The organism is Marichromatium gracile, from assembly GCF_004343155.1.
GTDB lineage: Bacteria > Pseudomonadota > Gammaproteobacteria > Chromatiales > Chromatiaceae > Marichromatium > Marichromatium gracile.
The window spans coordinates 1-19,749 of sequence record NZ_SMDC01000005.1; the positions used below are offsets into that span (position 1 = coordinate 1).

General features: G+C 67.2%; 17 protein-coding genes and 2 pseudogenes. 17 read left to right on the plus strand and 2 right to left on the minus strand.

Translation table 11 applies throughout. The features are described 5' to 3' along the window. Nucleotides 1–150 precede the first annotated feature (150 nt). The 12 genes and pseudogenes from flgB to flgL all read left to right on the plus strand — a co-directional run bounded on the left by flgB (nt 151) and on the right by flgL (nt 12,201). Nucleotides 151–555, plus strand: a complete 405-nt coding sequence (gene flgB, locus EDC29_RS08850; protein WP_123140783.1) for a flagellar basal body rod protein FlgB — start codon at nt 151–153, stop codon at nt 553–555. A 3-nt stretch (nt 556–558) separates the two neighbouring features. Next, nucleotides 559–978, plus strand: a complete 420-nt coding sequence (gene flgC, locus EDC29_RS08855; RefSeq protein WP_123140782.1) for a flagellar basal body rod protein FlgC — start codon at nt 559–561, stop codon at nt 976–978. A gap of 10 nt (nt 979–988) precedes the next feature. Further along, complete coding sequence (locus EDC29_RS08860) at nt 989–1,669, plus strand: flagellar hook assembly protein FlgD (RefSeq protein WP_123140781.1); 681 nt, start codon at nt 989–991, stop codon at nt 1,667–1,669. Between the two features lie 76 nt (nt 1,670–1,745). Next, nucleotides 1,746–2,261: pseudogene (locus tag EDC29_RS17380) on the plus strand (flagellar hook-basal body complex protein); the annotation flags it as partial. Nucleotides 2,262–2,840: 579 nt separating this feature from the next. Further along, nucleotides 2,841–3,605 (plus strand): annotated as a pseudogene (locus EDC29_RS17385) (flagellar hook protein FlgE); the annotation flags it as partial. A gap of 23 nt (nt 3,606–3,628) precedes the next feature. After that, on the plus strand, nt 3,629–4,369 hold the full coding sequence (locus EDC29_RS08870; protein WP_123140779.1) for a flagellar basal body rod protein FlgF: 741 nt from the start codon (nt 3,629–3,631) through the stop codon (nt 4,367–4,369). A 30-nt stretch (nt 4,370–4,399) separates the two neighbouring features. After that, the gene (gene flgG, locus EDC29_RS08875; protein WP_123140778.1) at nt 4,400–5,191 is read left to right on the plus strand and encodes a flagellar basal-body rod protein FlgG; all 792 of its coding nucleotides are present in this window, start codon (nt 4,400–4,402) and stop codon (nt 5,189–5,191) included. Between the two features lie 20 nt (nt 5,192–5,211). After that, a complete protein-coding gene (gene flgH / locus EDC29_RS08880; RefSeq protein WP_123141875.1) occupies nt 5,212–5,904 on the plus strand; it encodes a flagellar basal body L-ring protein FlgH in 693 nt (230 codons plus the stop codon). Nucleotides 5,905–5,926: 22 nt separating this feature from the next. Beyond that, entirely contained in the window at nt 5,927–7,069 is a 1,143-nt protein-coding gene (locus EDC29_RS08885; protein WP_123140776.1) for a flagellar basal body P-ring protein FlgI, read from the plus strand. A 2-nt stretch (nt 7,070–7,071) separates the two neighbouring features. Beyond that, a complete protein-coding gene (flgJ, locus tag EDC29_RS08890) occupies nt 7,072–8,127 on the plus strand; it encodes a flagellar assembly peptidoglycan hydrolase FlgJ (protein WP_123140775.1) in 1,056 nt (351 codons plus the stop codon). 98 nt (nt 8,128–8,225) lie between these two features. Next, a complete protein-coding gene (gene flgK, locus EDC29_RS08895; protein ID WP_132229505.1) occupies nt 8,226–10,928 on the plus strand; it encodes a flagellar hook-associated protein FlgK in 2,703 nt (900 codons plus the stop codon). 22 nt (nt 10,929–10,950) lie between these two features. Then, complete coding sequence (gene flgL, locus EDC29_RS08900) at nt 10,951–12,201, plus strand: flagellar hook-associated protein FlgL (RefSeq protein WP_123140774.1); 1,251 nt, start codon at nt 10,951–10,953, stop codon at nt 12,199–12,201. Here the strand turns inward: flgL and EDC29_RS08905 are convergent. Further along, complete coding sequence (locus EDC29_RS08905; RefSeq protein WP_132229507.1) at nt 12,198–12,593, minus strand: flagellar protein FliT; 396 nt, start codon at nt 12,591–12,593, stop codon at nt 12,198–12,200. The genes flgL and EDC29_RS08905 overlap by 4 nt on opposite strands. Before the next feature lie 194 nt (nt 12,594–12,787). Between EDC29_RS08905 and EDC29_RS08910 the strand changes: the two genes are divergently transcribed. Then, nucleotides 12,788–13,987 carry an FkbM family methyltransferase gene (locus EDC29_RS08910; RefSeq protein ID WP_165913473.1) on the plus strand — a complete coding sequence of 400 codons (1,200 nt, stop codon included), beginning with the start codon at nt 12,788–12,790 and terminating at the stop codon, nt 13,985–13,987. 22 nt (nt 13,988–14,009) lie between these two features. Then, entirely contained in the window at nt 14,010–14,699 is a 690-nt protein-coding gene (locus tag EDC29_RS08915) for a hypothetical protein (protein WP_123140771.1), read from the plus strand. 3 nt (nt 14,700–14,702) lie between these two features. On the opposite strand, the gene queG is transcribed toward EDC29_RS08915, so the two are convergent. Further along, nucleotides 14,703–15,788: a tRNA epoxyqueuosine(34) reductase QueG gene (gene queG / locus EDC29_RS08920; protein WP_123140770.1), complete on the minus strand. Its 1,086-nt coding sequence runs from the start codon at nt 15,786–15,788 to the stop codon at nt 14,703–14,705. An 84-nt stretch (nt 15,789–15,872) separates the two neighbouring features. On the opposite strand from queG, the gene EDC29_RS08925 reads away from it, so the two are divergent. From EDC29_RS08925 to EDC29_RS08935, 3 genes are all read left to right on the plus strand, one after another. Then, nucleotides 15,873–17,378 (plus strand): NAD(P)H-hydrate dehydratase, encoded by a 1,506-nt coding sequence (locus tag EDC29_RS08925; RefSeq protein ID WP_132229511.1) that lies wholly within the window; start codon nt 15,873–15,875, stop codon nt 17,376–17,378. Next, nucleotides 17,371–17,829: a tRNA (adenosine(37)-N6)-threonylcarbamoyltransferase complex ATPase subunit type 1 TsaE gene (gene tsaE, locus EDC29_RS08930; protein ID WP_123140768.1), complete on the plus strand. Its 459-nt coding sequence runs from the start codon at nt 17,371–17,373 to the stop codon at nt 17,827–17,829. Before EDC29_RS08925 ends, tsaE begins: the two co-directional genes overlap by 8 nt. 224 nt (nt 17,830–18,053) lie before the next feature. Beyond that, entirely contained in the window at nt 18,054–19,376 is a 1,323-nt protein-coding gene (locus tag EDC29_RS08935) for an N-acetylmuramoyl-L-alanine amidase (RefSeq protein WP_123140767.1), read from the plus strand. Nucleotides 19,377–19,749: the final 373 nt, after the last annotated feature.

A 19,749-nucleotide genomic window follows, 5' to 3' on the forward strand; every position in this document is an offset into this window, starting at 1 on the left:
CCAGCCTCCAGCCTCCAGCCTCCAGCCTCCAGCCTCCAGCCTCCAGCCTCCAGCCTCCAGCCTCCAGCCTCCAGCCTCCAGCCTCCAGCCTCCAGGTTGGCCTGATGTTTGCTTTGTCTTTGGCAAGTCAATGCCACAGGCGTGTTCCACATGAGTCTTTCACTCGACAAGGCACTGGGGATCCAGCCCGCGGCGGTACGGGTGCGGGCACAGCGTCTGGAGCTGCTGGCCTCGAACCTCGCCAACGCGGACACCCCGAACTACAAGGCACAGGACATCGATTTCAGGTCTGCGCTCGCCACCCAGGTCGAGCGTGACGATCTGTTGCCACTGGAGCAGACCCGGCAGGGCCATCTGCCGCTGCCGCGCGCGGATCTGGACTCGGCGATGGCGCCGCTCTATCGCATCCCGTCGCAGCCGTCGCTCGATGGCAACACCGTCGACCCGCAGTTCGAGCGCGCCGCCTTCGCCGAGAACGCCATGCAGTTCCAGAGCAGCCTCGAGTTCCTCAATCGTCGGGTTTCCGGCATCCGCTCCGCACTACGCAAGGAGTAAGGCATGAGCACCCTATTCAGTGTCTTCAATACCTCGGCCTCGGCGCTGACCGCGCAGTCGGTGCGACTGAATACCGTCGCTTCAAACCTGGCCAACGCCAATACCGCGGCGAGCTCGCCGGAGGAGACCTACAAGTCGAAGCAGGTGCTGTTCCAGACCCTGCTCGATCGCAGCGACCCCACGGGCGCGGCCCGCCCGGTGCGGGTGGCCGATATCGTCGACTCTACCGCCGAGCCGATCCCGACCTTCGAGCCCAACCACCCGCAGGCCAATGAGGAGGGCTATGTGTTCCGCCCGGCGATCAGCGTCGTCGAGGAGATGGCCAACATGATGTCGGCCTCGCGCAGCTACGAGGCCAACGTCGAGGTGATGAACACCTCGCGCCAGCTGTTGCAGCGCACCCTGCGCATCGGTCAGAGCTAGGAGCCTCGCCATGAGTGAAATCAATACCGACGTGCTCACTGGGCTGGGGCTCAGCAGTTACGAGGGCACCAAGAAGGAACCGATCGACAACTCGCTCGGCCAGGAGGACTTCCTCAAGCTGATGACCACCCAGCTGTCCAACCAGGACCCGCTCAACCCGATGGAGAACGGCGAGTTCATCGGCGAGCTGGCGCAGTTCTCCACCGTCACCGGCATCGAGGAGCTGACCGTCGCCTTCGAGTCGTTGGCGCAGTCGTTCAGCCAATGGCAGACCCTGCAGGGCGCGTCCCTGGTCGGTCGCGATGTACTGGTGCCGGTCGAGGACTTCGAGTTCCAGTCGGGGGAGACGGTGGCGGGAGCGATCAGTCTGCCGAGCTCCGGGACTGGCGTTACGGTCGACGTCTACAACGATGCGGGACAGGTGGTGCGCTCGATGGATCTCGGTACCCAGGCATCGGGCTTGCATGACTTCACCTGGGACGGCTTGACGAACGACGGAACGGAGGCGCCCAGCGGCACCTACGAGTTCAAGTCCAGGGCGCTGCTCGGCGAGAGCACCGAGGCGCTCTACACCCTGGTCAGTGGCGAGGTCAGCAGCGTCGCCCTGGGCGGGGAGGACAGTGGCCTGGTGCTCCAGGTGCAGGGGCTCGGCAACGTCGACTTCAACAGTGTGTTCCGCATCGGCAGTTGACGCGCGCATGGATGCGGCGCGCCGGTAGACCCTGGGACGTCATCGCAGATATCAGCTCTAGTTCAGGAGACGCATCATGCCTTTTCGCATCGGACTCAGTGGTCTGAACGCCGCCTCGGCCGACCTCGAGGTCACGGGTAACAACATCGCCAACGCCGGCACCGTCGGCTTCAAGGAGTCGCGCGCCGAGTTCGCCGACGTCTTCGCCAACTCCTACGGCGACATCACCAAGACCGCCATCGGCTCGGGCGTGCGTCTGGAGGCGGTGACCCAGCAGTTCAGCCAGGGCAACATCGATTTCACCGACAACGCGCTCGATCTCGCGATCAACGGTGAGGGATTCTTCGTGCTCAACGACAACGGCGAGCAGCTCTACACCCGCGCCGGGGCCTTCCAGGTCAACCGCGACGGCTTCGTCGTCAACAGCGCCGGCCAGCGTCTGCAGGTGTTCCCGCCGGTCGAGAAGAACAGCCCCGACCCCGGTTTCAGCACCGGTCAGTTGAGCGACCTCCAGCTCGACTTCGGTGACAATCCGCCGCGTCCGACCTCGGAGATCGACATGTCGATCAACCTCAGCTCGGAGGCCGAGCAGATCGTCGACGAGGAGGCGGGGGTGATCAATGTGACGGCCGATCCCGCCAACACCGGCGCGGTGACCGAGTCGCGGGTCTATGTGGTCGATTCGAGCAACCCGAACTATCTCAACCCGTTCACCCTCACCTACGACGCGACCAACGATGAGTACACCTATGATGACGGGACCGGTACCCAGGTCCCGGTCGCGGCGGAGAATGTCGTGGTCAGTGGCGACAAGACCACGATCACCGTCAATGGCTGGGCGATGGAGCTGTACGGCACACCCGCCGATGGCGATCAGTTCTCGACCGCGCCCGAGGCGACGGCCACCGTGGGGAGCGCCAACACCAGCGCGGTGACCGTGAGCGGTCTGGCGGTACTCGACTCCTCGGACCCCGATATCCTCGATCCGGCGACCCTGGTCTATCAGGGGGCGAACGCGGCTGGTGACGAGCAGTATCTGCTCAACGGCAAGCTGGTGCTGGCCACGGTGAGCGGTGGCCAGCACGTCATCTCCGAGAACGGCTGGGAGCTGACGCTGTCTGCCCAACCCGATGTCGGCGACGAGTTCAGCGTGGCCTTCGAGCCCGGGGCCCCGGTGAAGTTCGACCAGACCGATCCGGAGACCTATCAGTACTCCACCGCGCTGACCCTCTATGACTCGCTCGGCGCGCCGCGCACCGCGACCATGTACTTCGTCAAGACGGAGAACACCCTGGAGTGGGAGGCCTATGTCGATCTCTCCGGGTCGAACCTGTCGCCGCCGCAGCCGCAAGGCCCGGTGAAGCTCACCTTCGACTCCAACGGCGTGATGACCAGTCCGACCACGGCGACCGACTTCACCTTCGATCTCGCCAACTACGACCCGGTCAATGGCGGTCTGCTCGGTGAGATCGACCCGGTCACGGGCGAGGCCACCGGGGTGGTCTCGATCGACTTCTCCGACATCACCCAGTTCGGCCCCGACTACTCGGTCGACGATCTCAACCAGGACGGCTTCACCACCGGGCGTCTGGTCGGTTTCGACGTCGACCAATCGGGTGTGGTGTTCGCCCGCTACACCAATGGTCAGGCGGCGGCGCTGGGACAGGTGGCGCTGGCCAACTTCACCAACCCGCAGGGCCTGCTGCAGCTCGGTGACAACAACTGGGCGGAGTCCTATGCCGCCGGCGACGTGGTCTACGGCGAGGCCGGCACCAGCAGTCTGGGGCTGGTGCAGTCGGGCGGGCTCGAGGCCTCCAACGTCGATCTCGCCGAGGAGCTGGTCAACCTGATCATCGCGCAGCGCAACTATCAGGCCAACGCGCAGACCATCTCCACGGCCGACGCCATCACCCAGACCATCATCAACATCCGCTGAGTCGCGGATCACGGGGCTGAGTCATGGATCGTTTTCTGTACATCGCGATGTCCGGGGCCAAGGAGAATCTCTACGCCCAGAGCATCAACAACCACAACCTGGCCAACGCCGACACCCACGGCTTCCGCCAGGCGCTGGCAGACGCCTACACCGCGCCGGTACGCGGGCCGGTGTATCCGTCGCGCGACTATGTACAGGTCGGCAACGAGGCCATCGACTTCACCCCGGGGCCGCTGCAGAGCACCGGGCGCGATCTCGATGTCGCCGTCCGCGGCGAGGGCTTCATCGCCGTGCAGGCCGCCGACGGGGGCGAGGCCTATACCCGCGCCGGCAACCTGCACGTCGACAGCGTCGGTATCCTGCGTACCGAGCGCGGGTTGCCGGTGCTCGGTGACGGCGGGCCGATCGCGGTGCCACCCTTCGAGTCGATCCTGATCGGCACCGACGGCACCATCACCGTGCGCCCGCAGGGCGCCGCCCCGAACACCCTGGCCGCGGTCGAGCGCATCCGCCTGGTCAAGCCCGATACCGACAACCTGATGCGGACCGACGATGGCCTGATTCGTGCAAAGGATGGTCAACCGGTGCCGCCGGATGCCGGTGTCCAGGTGGTCACCGGGATGCTCGAGGGCAGCAACGTCAATACTGTGGCGGCCCTCACCCGGCTGATGGAGCTTTCCCGGCACTTCGAGATGCAGGTCAAGATGATGGATACCGCAGACAGTCTCGAACAGACCAGCAATCAGTTGCTGGGGATCAGTTAACCGCGTTCGCGCCAGTACAGGAGTCGCACCATGAATCGTGCCCTCTGGGTCGCCAAGACCGGACTCGACGCGCAGCAAACGCGTATGTCGGTCGTCTCCAACAATCTTGCCAACGTCAACACCACCGGCTTCAAGAAGGGGCGGGCGGTGTTCGAGGACCTGCTCTACCAGACCGTGCGCCAGCCCGGTGCCCAGGCCACCCAGGAGGCACAGCTGCCCTCGGGTCTGACCCTGGGGACCGGCGTGCGCACCGTGGCCACCGAGAAGCTGTTCAACCAGGGCAACCTGATCCAGACCGAGAACGCCCTCGACATGGCCATCGAGGGGCGGGGCTTCTTCCAGATCCTGCTGCCCAGCGGCGAGATCGGCTATACCCGCGACGGCTCCTTCCAGCTCAACGCCGACGGCGAGGTGGTGATGTCCAACGGCTATCCGCTGCAGCCGGGGCTGGTGGTCCCCGAGGACACCCAGTCGCTGACCATCGGCAAGGACGGCACCGTCACCGCCCAGTTGCCCAACCAGCCCGAAGGGGTCCAGCTGGGGATTGTCCAGTTGGCCGACTTCATCAACCCCGCCGGGCTGCAGCCGATGGGCGAGAACCTGTTTCTCGAGACCGGGGCCTCGGGTGCGGCGCAGCAGTCCAATCCCGGGCTCAACGGCATCGGCACCGTGATCCAGGGTTCGCTCGAGAGCAGCAATGTCAACATCGCCGAGGAACTGGTCAACATGATCGAGACCCAGCGCGCCTACGAGGTCAACTCCAAGGCCGTCTCCGCCGCCGATCAGATGCTGCAGTTCGTCAACAACAACCTGGCCCGCTGAGGGCCGGGACGAGGCACCGCATGAACACCCGCCCACTGATGACATTGGCACTGATCTCCTCCGCACTCTCCGGGTGTGCCAGCCTCGATCCGCCGCGCCCCGGCGACTCGCCCGAGTACCAGACGGTGGCCCCGACCACGGCCGCTGCCAGCGCATTCAACACCGGCTCGATCTTCCAGCAGGGGCGTGCCAAGACCCTGTTCGAGGACTACAAGGCGCGGCGGGTCGGCGATATCCTCACCGTCGAGCTCGCCGAGAGCACCAATGCCCAGAAGACCGCCGAGACCTCGACCTCCAAGGATTCCGGTTACTCGATGGATCTCGGCAGCGTCAGCATCGCCGGTCGTCCGGTGACCGCCGGCGGTGCCTCGCTGTTCGCCGCCGAGTCGAACGCCGGACGCACCTTCGACGGTGCCGGCGACTCCAAGCAGAGCAACCAGCTCACCGGCAGCATCACCGTGACCGTGGCCCAGGTGCTGCCCAACGGCAATCTGGTGGTGCAGGGCGAGAAGTGGCTGGGGATCAACCAGGGTCAGGAGTACGTCCGGCTGCGCGGCATCGTGCGCCCGGTCGATATCAGCGCCACCAATACGGTGCAGTCGACCCAGGTCGCCAATGCCCAGATCTACTACGGCGGCACCGGCGCGCTGGCCGACAGCAATGGCCCGGGATGGCTCACCCGGATCGCCAACAGCCCGCTGTTCCCCTTCTGATGGCGCGGGCAAGAGGTTCGACATGAACGATCGCAGTCTCGCCCTTGTGTTTTCGCTGCTGCTCGGTGTGTTCGCGCCGTTTGCACTGGCGGGCAACACCTATGCACCGGATGATGCCCGGGTGGCGCGGGTCAAGGATCTCGCCACCATCTCCGGGGTGCGCGACAACCAGCTGCTCGGCTATGGCCTGGTGGTCGGGCTCGACGGCACCGGCGACCAGACCACCCAGACCCCCTTCACCATCCAGACCATGAAGAACATGCTCGGCCAGCTCGGCATCACCGTGCCGGCCGACGTCAATCCCCAGCTCAAGAACGTCGCCGCGGTGATGGTGACCGCCGATCTTCAACCCTTCGCCAAGCCGGGGCAGCGCATCGACATCACCGTCTCGTCGATGGGTAATGCCAAGAGCCTGCGTGGTGGCACCTTGCTGATGACCCCGCTCAAGGGCGCCGATGGCGAGATCTATGCCATCGCTCAGGGCAACCTGATCGTCGGCGGTTTCGGCGTCGAGGGCGCCGACGGCAGCCGGGTCACCGTCAATGTCCCGAGCGTCGGACGTATCCCCCGGGGGGCGACGGTCGAGCGCGAGGTGCCGAGCGCCTTCGCCCAGGGCGGGCTGATGGTGATGAACCTGCACCGTCCCGACTTCACCACCGCCAGCCGCCTCGCCGAGGCGGTCAATCGCACCTTCGGCAACGACGTCGCCCAGCCGATGGACGCCTCTTCGGTACAGATCCATGCCCCGATCGACCCGGGTCGCCGGGTCGACTTCGTCGCCACCCTGGAGAACCTGGAGGTGGAGACCGGGGAGCCGGCCGCCCGGGTGGTGATCAACTCACGTACCGGCACCGTGGTCATCGGCTCCGGGGTACAGGTCTATCCGGCCGCCGTCTCGCACGGCAGCCTCACCGTGACCATCAGCGAGGACGCCCTGGTCTCGCAGCCGCAGCCGCTCGGCGGCGGTCAGACCGCGGTGGTGCCCGATACCGGCATCGACGTGACCGAGGAGAACAACCGCATGTTCCTGTTCGCCCCGGGGACCTCGCTCGACGAGATCGTGCGCGCGGTCAACAACGTCGGCGCCGCGCCCGGCGATCTGGTGTCGATCCTCGAGGCGCTGCGCGAGGCCGGCGCGCTGCGCGCCGAGCTGGTGGTGATCTAGTCATGCTGCCGCTCGACTCCACCTCCGCACTCACCGCCCGGGCGGGACTCGGCAACCGTCTGGCCGCCGATCCGGCGAGCCTGAAGTCGCTCGGTGCCGTGGTGCGGCGTAACGATGCCGCCGCGCTCGATACCGCCGCGCGCGCCTTCGAGTCGTTGCTGGTCGGGCAGATGCTCAAGCAGATGCGCACCGCCTCGCTCGGCGAGGGCATCCTCGACTCGCAGCACAGCCGCATGTACCAGGAGATGCACGATCAGCAGATCGCGGCGAACCTGAGCGATGGGCGGGGGTTGGGCATCCGTCAGGCGCTGCTGCGCCAGCTCTCGCCGTCCGGGCCGGCGGTGAGCGCCGAGAGCGGCGCCGAGCGCACCCTCGCCGTCCCCGAACGCACCCCCTGGTTGCGGCGGCTGCATCCGGCGGAGAGCTCGACGGACGCGGCACCGACCGCCCGGAGCGAGGAGGCCGCGTCGGGTGCGACCTCGACGGGCATCGCCCGCGCCGGGGAGGGGCGCTGGCCGCCGCGCAACCCGCAGGAGTTCCTCGACTATCTCGCCCCGCACGCCGAGCAGGCTGCCGCGCGACTGGGTGTCGATCCACATGTGCTGCTCGCACAGTCGGCGCTGGAGACCGGCTGGGGGAAGCACGTGCCGCGTCATGCCGATGGCAGCAGCAGCTTCAACCTCTTCGGCATCAAGGCCAATCGCGCCTGGCAGGGCGAGCGCGTCTCGGTCGGCACGCTCGAGTATCGTGACGGCGTGGCCCGGCGCGAGCAGGCGCGCTTTCGTGCCTACCCGAGTCCCGCCGGTTCATTCGAGGACTATGTCGATTTCCTCCAGCGCAATCCTCGTTATGGTGATGCGCTGGCCCATGCCGACTCGCCGCGCGATTTCGTGCGTGGGTTGCAGCGCGCCGGCTATGCCACCGATCCGCGCTATGCTGAGAAGATCCTCGGCATCCATGCCAAGCTGCGACGGATGAGCGCCGAACAGGCCACGGAAGCGCCTGCCGCGCCTCAAGTTTCCACGGCGCCGGCCGATAAGACTCGAGTGCGAGGGTAGATGATGCGGGGTGTTCAGCAACAGGGTCCAGTGGAGTGGTCGATCGTGGTTGACGGCGGCCAGGCATCCATCAACCGGCAGATCCACGGGAGACGGGTATGAGTATTCTGGGGACGGGGGTATCGGGGCTGCTGGCCTTCCAGCGCGCGCTCTCCACCACCGGGCACAACATCGCCAATGCCGCCACCGAGGGCTATACCCGCCAGCGCGTCGACTTCAGTACGCGTACGCCGCAGTTCACCGGTGGGTATTACGTCGGTCAGGGCGTCACCGCCGACGGTATCCGTCGCATCCAGGACGATCTGGTCGACGCCCGGCTGCGCACCAGTCTCTCGGACAACGGCTATGGCTCGGTGCGCGCCGAGTATGCCGAGCGGGTCGACAGCCTGCTCGCCGATGCCACCACCGGCATGGCGCCGGTGCTGGAGAACTATTTCGCCGCCGTCCAGGATGTCGCCGACGACCCGACCGCGATCGCCGCGCGCACCGCATTGATCGGCGAGGCAGAGTCGCTCTCCGCGCGCTTCTCCCGCGTCAACGGCGAGATCGAGGAGCAGCGCGGCCTGCTCAACGGCGAGATCCGTTCGAGCGTCGACGAGATCAACCAGCTCACCGCGGCGATCGCCGAGCTCAACACCCAGGTCGTCACCGGCGATTCGCGCGGCAGCCAGCCCAACGACCTGCTCGACCAGCGCGATCTGCTGCTCAACCAGCTCGCCGAGAAGATCGATCTCAACACCACGGTGCAGGACGACGGCTCGGTCAACGTCTTCGTCGGCAACGGTCAGGCGCTGGTCACCGGCGGGAACGCGGCCGAGCTGGTCGCGCGCTCCTTCTCCGGTGACGGCAACATCGATGTCGGACTCAAGACCTCCGGGGGCGATCAGCCGGTCGACATCTCGCGCTTTGTGACCGGCGGAGAGCTCGGCGCCATGCTCGAGACGCGTACCGGGATCCTCGACGAGGCGCAGAATACCCTGGGGTTCATCGCCCTCAACCTGGGCGCCGCCTTCAACCAGCAGCACACCCTCGGTGTCGACCGTGACGGCAACCTTGGCGGCGAACTCTTTGCCATCCCCGAGCCCGATGTCTATCCGACGCCCGGCAATGCCGCCAGTGGCCAGCTCGAGGTCACCCTCGAGGACGTCGGCGAGCTGACGCAGAACGACTACCGGCTGCGCTTCACCGGCAGCGCCTACCGTCTCGAGACCCTCCCCGATGGCACCGATGTGCCGCTGACGCCCGATCCCGACGACCCGGATGTCCTCACCGGTGGTGGATTACGTATCGATACCGGGGATCTCTCCGGCGCCGCCTCGCGCGATCAGTGGCTGATCCAGCCGACGCGGGGCGCGGCCGATTCGCTGGAGGTGCTGATCAGCGATCCGGAGAAGATCGCCGCCGCCGGCGCCATGGTCGCCGATGCCGGCGATCTCAATGCCAGCGCGGTGCAGATTGCCTCGGTCGTCGCCGTCGACGGCGACGACCCACGGCTGCTCAACAGCGCCGTGGTCGGCTACAACGGCTATGGTTATACCCTCGATGGTGTCGAGCTGCCGCCGAGCGCGGTCAACGTCGACGAGCAGGGCTTCACCACCATCAGCGCCAATGGCTGGGCGCTGACCCTCGATGGCACGCCCGAGGTCGGTGACGAGTTCTCCGTCGCCGGCAACGGCGGGGTGGATATTGTCCTCGGCCAGGATAACCTGCGCCCGGATGTCGTCAGCCGCAGTGTCATCGACACCACCGACCCCGATCTGCTCGACGAGGTGGTGATCGAGTTCGACGGCACCGACTACACCCTCGACGGCGTTGCCCTGACACCACCGGACCTCACCACGCTGCCCTCGGGCAACATCCAGATCACCGCCAACGGCTGGCAGCTCGAGCTGCAGAACGCCTGGATCGCCGGTGATCGCTTCACCGTCGGTGGCGGCGGCACCTTGGCGGTGACGCCGGACGCCGGTAACACCGGCACGGCGGCGGTGCTCGAGAGCCGTGTCACCGATCCCGAGGCCGATTTCTCGACCGCCTCGACCCTGGCCTTCAACGGTACCAACTACGTCCTCGACGGCACCGTGCTGCCGAATTCCGCGGTTGAGGTGGCGCCGGACGGCAACACCACCACGATCACCGCCAATGGCTGGGCGCTGACCCTCGACTCGCAGCCCGCCGCGGGTGACCAGTTTGACATCGGCGGGCTTGCCGAGATCGCCGTCTATCCCGATCCGGCCAATGGTGTCAGCGCCGCCGAGGTGCGGGTGACCGACAGCGAGCACCCGCGTTTTGCCGACACCGTCGAGCTGAGCTACGACGCCGCCACCTTCCAGTACAGTCTCGATGGCGTGCCGCTGCCGACCTCGGCGGTGAGCGGGAGCGCCGATGGCCGGGTGACCATCGCCGCCAATGGTTGGGAGGTCACGCTCGAGCGCGCGCCCAATGACGGCGAGGTCTTCGAGATCTCCGGCAATGTCCAGCGCGAGGGCGACAACCGCAACATGCTCGAGCTGACCCGGCTCCAGGACGCGCGCATCCTCGAGGGCGACGAGAGCATCCAGAACGGCTACAACAGCCTGATCTCCGAGGTCGGCACCCAGACCCGTCAGGCACAGATCGTGCGTGATGCCAGTGCCACCCAGCTCGAATCGGCCCAGGCCCAGCGTGAGTCGATCTCTGGGGTGAACCTCGACGAGGAAGCGGCCAATCTGTTGCGCTACCAGCAGGCCTATCAGGCCTCGGCGCAGGTGATCGCCACGACCAGCACCCTGTTCGACACCCTGATCAACGCGGTCAGGCGTTAAGCCCCGCGGAGGCGAGCCCAGCATGCGTATCTCCACCCAACAGGCCTTCCAGAGCGGCGTCACGGCGATGCAGCGGGCGCAGTCCGAGCTCAGCCACACCCAACTGCAGCTGTCCACCGGTCGGCGCATCCTCACCCCTGCCGACGACCCCGCGGGGGCGACCCAGGCCGGTCAGCTCAATGCCGCGATCCGCGCCAACGAGCAATATCAGCGTAACGCCGACTATGCCCAGCCGCGTCTTGAGCAGGAGGAGGCGAGCATCATCGCCATGGAGAACCTGCTGCAACGCGCCCGCGAGCTGGTGCTCGCCGGCAACAACGATACCCAGAACGACCAGACCCGTAGCTATCTCGCCAGCGAGATCCATCAGCTGCGCGATGATCTCATCGACATCGCCAACACCAGAGACGCCAACGACGAATACCTGTTCGCCGGGACCCGCTCGTTCGTCCAGCCCTTCAACAAGGAGGCCGACGGCTCGGTCGGTTATGTCGGCGCCCAGGGGGCTGGCGCGGTACGCGAGGTCGAACTCTCGTCGACCAGCACCATCACCGTCGGTGACAGTGGCGACGTCCTCTTCATGGATCTGCCCGAGCGCAGCGGCCTGGTACTCGAGGCGCAGCAGCCGCTTGGCAATACCGGCTCGCTGGTGGTCGAGGAGACGCGGATCAGGGATCGTGAGGACTTCGATGCCACCGCCGGTGAGCGCTTCGAGATCCGCTTCGCCGAGAATGCCGGGACCATGGAATATTCCGTGGTCGACGACCTCGGTAATGTCGTGCTCGACAAGAGCGGCACGCCGATCCAGGGCGTTGCCTACAACAGCGGCGATGCGATCGAGTTCGCCGGGCGCAGCGTGACCCTGACCGGCGCGCCGGCCGATGGCGATACCGTGGTCTCGCGCCCGGCCGAGCACCGTGACATCTTCGCCACCCTCGACGAGATCGCCACCGCGCTGGAGACCCCGGTGAGCGATCCCGAGGTCCGCGCCCGGCTCTCCGAGTCGGTCGAGATCGCACTCGGCAATATCGACTCGGGTCTCGATCGGCTCAGCGATGTCAGGAGCACGGTCGGCTCCCGGCTACAGACGCTCGACACCCAGACCGAACTCAATGCCGAGCGCGAACTCAATCTCGAGAGCACCCTCTCCGACATCCAGGACGTCGACTATGCCGAGGCGATCAGCCGCTTCAGACTGCAAGAAGTGGTCCTTCAGGCCGCGCAGCAGACCTATGTGCAGGTCAATCGGCTGTCGCTGTTCGACTTCCTCTAGGAGGTCTTGGATCCGCCTTGATCCTGTCCGGGATTGCCATAGGCCTTGCGCATCCGCTGCGCGGTATGCGCCGACCCCGGGTTGTCCTGCGGTTTGGTCTGGCGCTCGCCGTCCTCGGCCGCACGCAGTCGCTGCAGCTTGCGCAGCACCTTCGTCCGTTCGTTGATGGCACGCGTCTCGGCGTGGCCCTCTTGTTCGAGAATGTGCTGCAGGCGCTGGCGCTCGCTTGCGCTCCATGTCTCGGGTTTGAGGTCCGTGCCGAGTCGCTGGATCAGTGCCCGACGTCGCTTCTGCAGCGTCTCGACCAGCGTCCAGTCGGCGCCCGTCGCCGCCCCCACCAGCTGTTCGGTGGCCTGCTCGAGTTCGGTGATCAGATCGGTGTGCATGGTCATGGTCGAGGCCTCTCGTCGCTTGCTCTCGGGGTGCTCGATCCCTGTTCGGACTGTGCCACCCGGGGACGTCCCGGGCAAGCATCAGTGGCACTTTAGGCGGTTCGCCGATCGGTGCTAGGATGCTCATTCAATCACGGGGGCGCCGGGTCTTCGCCCGCACCCGATCCGCCAACGTCAATCTCGGAGCAACGATCGTGACAGACTCCCAACGACTGCTCGAGCAGGCCATCGAACATCAGCGCGGTGGACGGGCCGAGGCCGCCGAGTGGCTGTATCGTGCAGTGCTGGCGCTCGATGTGGATCATGCCGAGGCCAATCACAACCTCGGCATCATCGAGATCGAGCGCGGCGATCTCGATGCCGGGCTCGACCATGTGCGTCATGCACTCGATCAGGCCCCGGAGATCGGTGGTTACTGGTTGACCCTGGTTGAGGGTCTGCTGCTCGCCGGGCGTGCCGCCGAGGCCGCCGAGGTGATGGAGCGCGCGCGCGGAATCGGGCTCGACTCCCCCGAGGCGGATGCGCTCGCCCAGCGCATCGCCGAGGCGATGGCGGCGCCCCCGGCCTCGACTGCGGCGCCGCTGCCTTCGGAGCCGACCATGCCGGCGTCATCGGCTGGCAATGACTCACTGTTGCTGACCATGGATGACAGTGTGCGCATCCATGTCCCCAATGATATCGACGCGTTGCCCACCTATCTGCTGCTCGAGCGCGAGGACTGGCCGGAACCCGAGCTGGCGCTGGTGCGTCGTCTGGTGGAGCCCGACGATCTGGTGCTCGATCTGGGCGCGGGTCTCGGTGTCTATACCCTCGCCATGGCCCATGCCATGGGGCAGGGCAACGGTCGGGTGCTGGCGCTCGAGCCGGTTACCGAAGCCGCGGCGCTGCTGGCGCGCAGCCTTGCCGAGAATGCGCTGGAGACACGTGTCGTGCTTCAGCAACGGGCGATCGGAGACGGGGCCGGCGAGGTCGGTATCCGGGTGCGTCGGGCGGCGCGCCCGCACGACCTCGGCGATTCCTTCGAGACGCGTACGGTCGGGGCACTGACCCTGGACGAGCTCTTGGCCGATGCGGCCTGGCCCGCAGGCGCGAGTCCGTCGCTGGTGCGTCTTGATCTCGCCGCCGAGCATCTGCCCGGTGTGTTGCGGGCGGGGGAGCGGTTTTTTGCCGCACACGACCCGCTGCTGATGTTCCGGGTCGCTCCGGATTGCGACCTGGGTGCGTTGCGCCAGGCGGTCGAGACGCTCGGTTACGCGCTGTATCGCCAGGTCGATGCACTGAGCGCCCTGGCCCCCTGTGGTACGGCGGAGACGCTCGATGCGCGCCGTCGTAACCTCTTTGCCTGTGCGCCGGCGCGAGCCGAGCGGCTGCGGGCGCGCGGCCTGATGGTGTGAACCGGCTCAACTGGAGATCGCGATGACCGAGAGCGCATGGTATATCCGGCTGGGCGCCTATCCCTATGCCCAGCCCTTTCTGATCGACTGGCAGATCGCCGACCACGGTCGCGATCCCTTCTGGTCGCGCTTCGAGGAGGCGCTCGAGCGCTATCTCGACAGCCACGACTCGGCTCGGCCGGTGGCCGAGCGCTATCAGGCGCTGACCGAGGCGATGGCGCGTTTCGTCCAGCTCAGGGCCGAGGGGGATGGTCATCTCGCCACCCGCATGGTACTGATCCGTATCCTCTTCGATCTCGGTGAGCGTCAGCGTGCCGGCGGTGAGGTCGCAGGTCTGCTGCAGGGCATGACCTGGCTCACCGAGCCGATCCCGGACGACCTGCAGATCCATGTCAACCGCCCGCTGGTCGCACCGATGCCGAGCTTCGACCAGCGTCCGGTGAAGGGCGATCTGGGACTCTGGCTGCAGGCCGCGTTGATCGAGACGCTGGAGTGCACCAAGGCCGACTCGTCCTACTTCCACAACGATCTGCAGCTGTTCAAGCTGCTGCTGGCCAACCCCAACCACAGCCTGGAGATGGAGCGTCGACAGCGCCTGCTCGCCACCCGGCTGGGGATCGCGCTCGGTTCGCCCGAGGTGCCGGCGGCCGACCGCGACCTCCGGCCCGAGCGCAACAGCGAGGTGTGGTCGCTGCTGCGCGCCCCGACCTGAGCGTCACCATCCGTCACGCGCGCCGTGCTCGCGCTGGCGCGCCAGCGCCCAGTCGATATGCTCGCGAACCATGGGGTCTGGATGGTCCCGCCAGCGTATGAGTGCAGTGAGCGCCGCCGGCGACGGATCGGCATTGCCGAGTGCAACGGCGAGGTTGCGCAGCCAGCGACCATGACCGATGCGTCTGATCGCAGACCCCGAGGTCCGTTCGAGAAAGGTCGGCTCGTCCCAGCCGATCAGGGTGATCAGGGTGGCGCGATCGAGTCCCTGGCGAGGCAGGAAGTCGGTCTCGGCGGTGGCGCGGGCGAAACGATTCCAGGGGCAGACCTGCTGGCAGTCGTCACAGCCGTAGATGCGGTTGCCGAGTGCGGGGCGCAGCGCCAGCGGGATCGGACCTGGGTGCTCGATGGTGAGGTAGGAGATGCAGCGCCGGGCGTCGAGCCGATAGGGCGCGATGATCGCTGCGGTGGGACAGACCTCGAGACAGGCCGAGCAGTGACCGCAGTGTGAGCGCAGCGGTGTATCGAGCGGGAGCGGCAGGTCGGTGAACAGTTCGCCGAGAAAGAACCAGGAGCCGGCGCGCGGGTTGATCAGGTTGGTGTGCTTGCCGATCCAGCCCAGTCCGGCCTGCTCGGCGAGCGGCTTCTCCATCACCGGCGCCGAGTCGACGAAGGCGCGATAGCCGAAGGGGCCGATCGTCTCGGTGATCTGGTCGGCGAGGCGCTGCAGGCGACGACGGATCAGCTTGTGATAGTCGCGCCCGAGTGCATAGCGCGAGACGAAGGCGCGTGCCGGGTCGCTGAGCGTCGCCGGGTCCTCGTGTGGTTCGGGATGGTAGTCCATGCGCACCGAGACGATGCGCAGTGTCCCCGGCACCAGCTCGGCGGGACGGGCGCGCCGGCGACCATGGCGGGCCATGTAGTCCATCTTGCCGTGATGGCCGGCGTCGAGCCAGTCGAGCAGACGCTGCTCGGCGCGCTGCAGTCCGGTATCGGTGATGCCGACCTGCTGAAAGCCGAGCGCCATCCCCCAGCCCTTGATCCGGGTCGCCAGCTCGAGCGCCTCGTGCGGATCGAGCGCGCGCGTCATCGTCTGCTCCGGTACTCGCCTGTCTCGTCCATTCACCCTAGAATCGGGGTCGCCACGCCGATCCCAATCCATCTCCAGACCGTCATGAACCAGCCATCGCTGCCGCACGCACTCTACCGCGCCGATCAGGCCCGCGCGCTCGACCGCGCCGCCTGTCTCCAGCCCGACCTGAGCGGTCGTGAGCTGATGGAGCGTGCCGCACGCGCGGCGCAGCGACTGGTGGCCGCGCGCTGGCCGCAGGCGCGCCGGGTCTGCGTGCTCGTTGGCGGCGGCAACAACGGGGGTGACGGCTATGCGCTGGCGCGGCTGTTGCGCCGGGCCGGGCGCGAGGTTCGGGTGTTGAGCCTGGTCGCGCCGGAGCGGCTGCGGCATGAGGCCGCCGAGGCCTGCCGCGACTGGCGGGCGGCCGGCGGGGCGATTGAGCCCTGGCGCGGTGGCCTTCCCGAGGACGCCGAGCTGCTGGTCGATGCCCTGCTCGGCATCGGGCTCGAGCGTCCGTTGCGCGAGCACTGGGCCGAGGCGGTGCGTGCGCTCAATGCCCACCCGGCCCCGGTTCTCGCGCTCGATCTCCCCACCGGGTTGCATGCCGACCGGGGCGCCGTGCTCGGCGAGGTGGTGCGGGCCAGCGCGACCATCAGCTTCATCGTGCTCAAGCAGGGGCTGCTGACCGGGGCCGGCCCCGGCTGCTGTGGCCGGCTCCACTGGGACTCGCTCGGGGTGCCGGAGACCCTGCTGGTGGCCGAGCCGGCCAGTGCGCAGCGCATTGACTGGGCCAGCCAGCGCGCCTGTCTGGGCACGCGACGGCGCGATGCGCACAAGGGGCAGTGCGGTCATGTGCTGGTGATCGGTGGCGCCCCGGGGATGTCCGGCGCGGCACGTCTTGCCGGCGAGGCGGCGCTGCGTGCCGGTGCCGGGCTGGTGACGGTCGCCACCCATCCGGCACATGCCGCGCTGCTCAATCTCACCCGCCCGGAGCTGATGGTGCGTGGGGTCGAGCACGACGCCGATCTCGAGCCACTGCTCGCACGTGCCGATCTGGTGGCCATCGGTCCCGGGCTCGGGCGGGAGGCGTGGGGGCGCGGGCTGTGGCGGCGGGTGCGCGAGTGCCGGTTGCCGCTGGTGGTCGATGCCGACGCGCTCAACCTGCTCGCCGAGCAGCCGCTGCGGCGCGATGACTGGGTGCTGACGCCGCATCCGGGCGAGGCGGGGCGGTTGCTCGGCTGTGGGACCGCCGCGCTCGAGGCGGATCGTTTCGCCGCGCTCGCGGCCTTGCGTCAAAAGTATGGCGGTGCCCTGGTGCTCAAGGGTGCCGGCAGTCTGGTCGCCGACGCGGACGAGACACCGCCGGCGGTCTGCAGCGACGGTAATCCGGGGATGGCGACCGCCGGTGCCGGAGACGTGCTCACCGGGGTCATCGCTGCGCTGATCGGGCAGGGGATGGATGTCGGGGGCGCCGCGCGTGTCGGGGTCTGTCTGCATGCCGCCGCCGGTGACCGGGCAGCGCGCGCGGGTGAGCGGGGAATGATCGCCGGGGACATCATCGAGGCGGTGCGCGCCCTGGCCGACGGGAGAGAGAACCATCATGCATGAGATCCATATCGCCGGTGAGGCGGCCCAGCTGGCGCTCGGTGCACGGCTGGCCGAGCGGATGCGAGCGCCCTTCGTGCTCTATCTGCAGGGCGACCTCGGCTGCGGCAAGACCACCCTGACCCGGGGGCTGCTGCGTGCGCTCGGTCACCAGGGTGCGGTGCGCAGTCCGACCTATACCCTGATCGAGCCCTATGTACTCGCCACCACCCAGCTCTACCATCTCGACCTCTATCGCCTGGCCGATCCCGAGGAGCTGGAGTATCTCGGTCTGCGCGATCTGCTCGAGACCCCGGCGATCTGGGTGGTCGAGTGGCCGCAATGCGGTGCCGGCGCGTTGCCGCCGCCGGATCTGCAGCTCCAGCTCGAGCATCGCGCCGATGGGCGCAGCCTGCGCCCGGTGGCGACCACCGAGGCGGGTCTGACGCTGGCCCGAGCGCTCTATGAGCGCTGAGTCCCGGTCGCGCAAATCCTTGTTGTATAAGCGATACATTTCGTTCCGAAGAAATTCAGAAAGCGAGGCTAATCCCAGGTTTTTTCTTGGAATACTCCCGCTAAAGCTGCTATCTTAAAAACAACGAACCGTCAATCCCCTGGGGCGGGTCATCTCCACTGCATGGCCGTGCCGTCCCCGAGAACATCGGTCGTCGGCGACCCCGGCGACCCCGAGGCTGCGACGTGAAACGGGTTTTCACTCTCCTGCTCTGCTCCCTCCTGGCCCTGCCCGCACTTGCCGCGCAGGTCACGGTCGAGGGCGCGCGCGTCGGTGTCGAGGACGGTCGCACCCGGGTGGTACTCGATACCCGAGCTGCGCTCACCCACAAGATCTTTACCCTCGAGGGTCCGGACCGGGTCGTCGTCGACCTCAGCGACGCCCGGCTGTCCGGCACGCTGCCGCGGCCACGTGGCAATGATCCGGCGCTGGTCGGGCTGCGCAGCGGTATTCGCGACAAGACCGATCTGCGTATCGTCTTCGACCTCAAGTGTCCGGTACGGGTCAAGAGCTTCAGCCTGCCGCCGGATCGCCGTCACGACAAACACCGCCTGGTGATCGATCTGCTGCCGCGGACCGCCAGTGCCGCACCCCATGCCACGGTGGTGGCCAGTCGCACTCGATCGCCTTCACGTCCCGAGGTGCTGATCGCCATCGATGCCGGCCACGGCGGCGCCGATCCCGGTGCCATCGGCAAGCGCGGCACCTACGAGAAGGACGTCACCCTGGCGATCGCCCGCAAGCTCGCCGCGTTGGTCGAGCGCGAGCCGGGGATGCGCCCGCTGATGATCCGCGACGGGGACTACTACGTCCGATTGCGCCAGCGCATCGAGAAGGCGCGCAAGCACAAGGCCGATCTGTTCATCTCCATCCATGCCGACGCCTTCACCAACGATCGCGCCCACGGCTCCTCGGTCTATACCCTGTCGTTCAACGGCGCGAGCAGTGAAGCGGCGCGCTGGCTGGCCAACCGAGAGAACGCCGCCGACCTCATCGGCGGGGTCAACATCGCCGACAGCGACGATCTGCTCGCCAGCGTGCTCATCGACATGACCCAGAACGCGACCATCGAGCACAGCACCGAGGCCGCCGGCGCGGTGCTCTCGCATCTCGGCGAGATCGGGGATCTGCACAAGCGCCGGGTCCAGCGTGCCGGGTTTGCGGTACTCAAGTCGCCGGACATTCCCTCGATGCTGGTCGAGACCGCCTTCATCACCAATGCCGAGGAGGAGCGCCGGTTGCGCGACCCGGCCCATCAAGAGCGGCTGGCACGCGCCATCCTCGCCGGGATCAAGGCCTATTTTCGCAAGTACCCGCCACAGGGTGCGCTGCTGCAGGCGGCCAACGGGCGCTCGACCCCGCGCCGTCACGTCACCCACCAGGGCGATACCCTCTCCGAGATCGCCCAGCGCTATCGCGTCAGTCTCTCCTCGCTGCGTGCCGAGAACGGCCTGACCGACGACACCATCCGCGTCGGTCAGGTGCTTGCCATCCCCGAGGACTCGTGACCTCGCTTGCGACCAGGACGGATTGAGCCGCAAAGGGGAAAAGCCTCCAGCTTTCAGCTATCAGCCGCCAGCGAGGGGAGGGCTTGGCTCGTCGCGCGACCGTTGATTGCAGGCCGACACTTGAGGCTGTTGACTGAAAGCTGGCCGCTTTCTTCGCGTGTTTTCTTTGCGTTTTGGTCATTCGAGTCGGCTTCCAGCGGCCAGCTTCCAGTAGGGAACAGCGCCTGCGCTGGGGTCCTGAACACACAATCCCTTTGCGCCCTTTGTGTCTTTGCGGTTCAATCCCGCTGGCCGCTGGCCGCTGGCCGCTGGCCGCTGGCCGCTGGCCGCTGGCCGCTGGCCGCTGGCCGCTGGCCCTTGCCGTGCGCGCGCC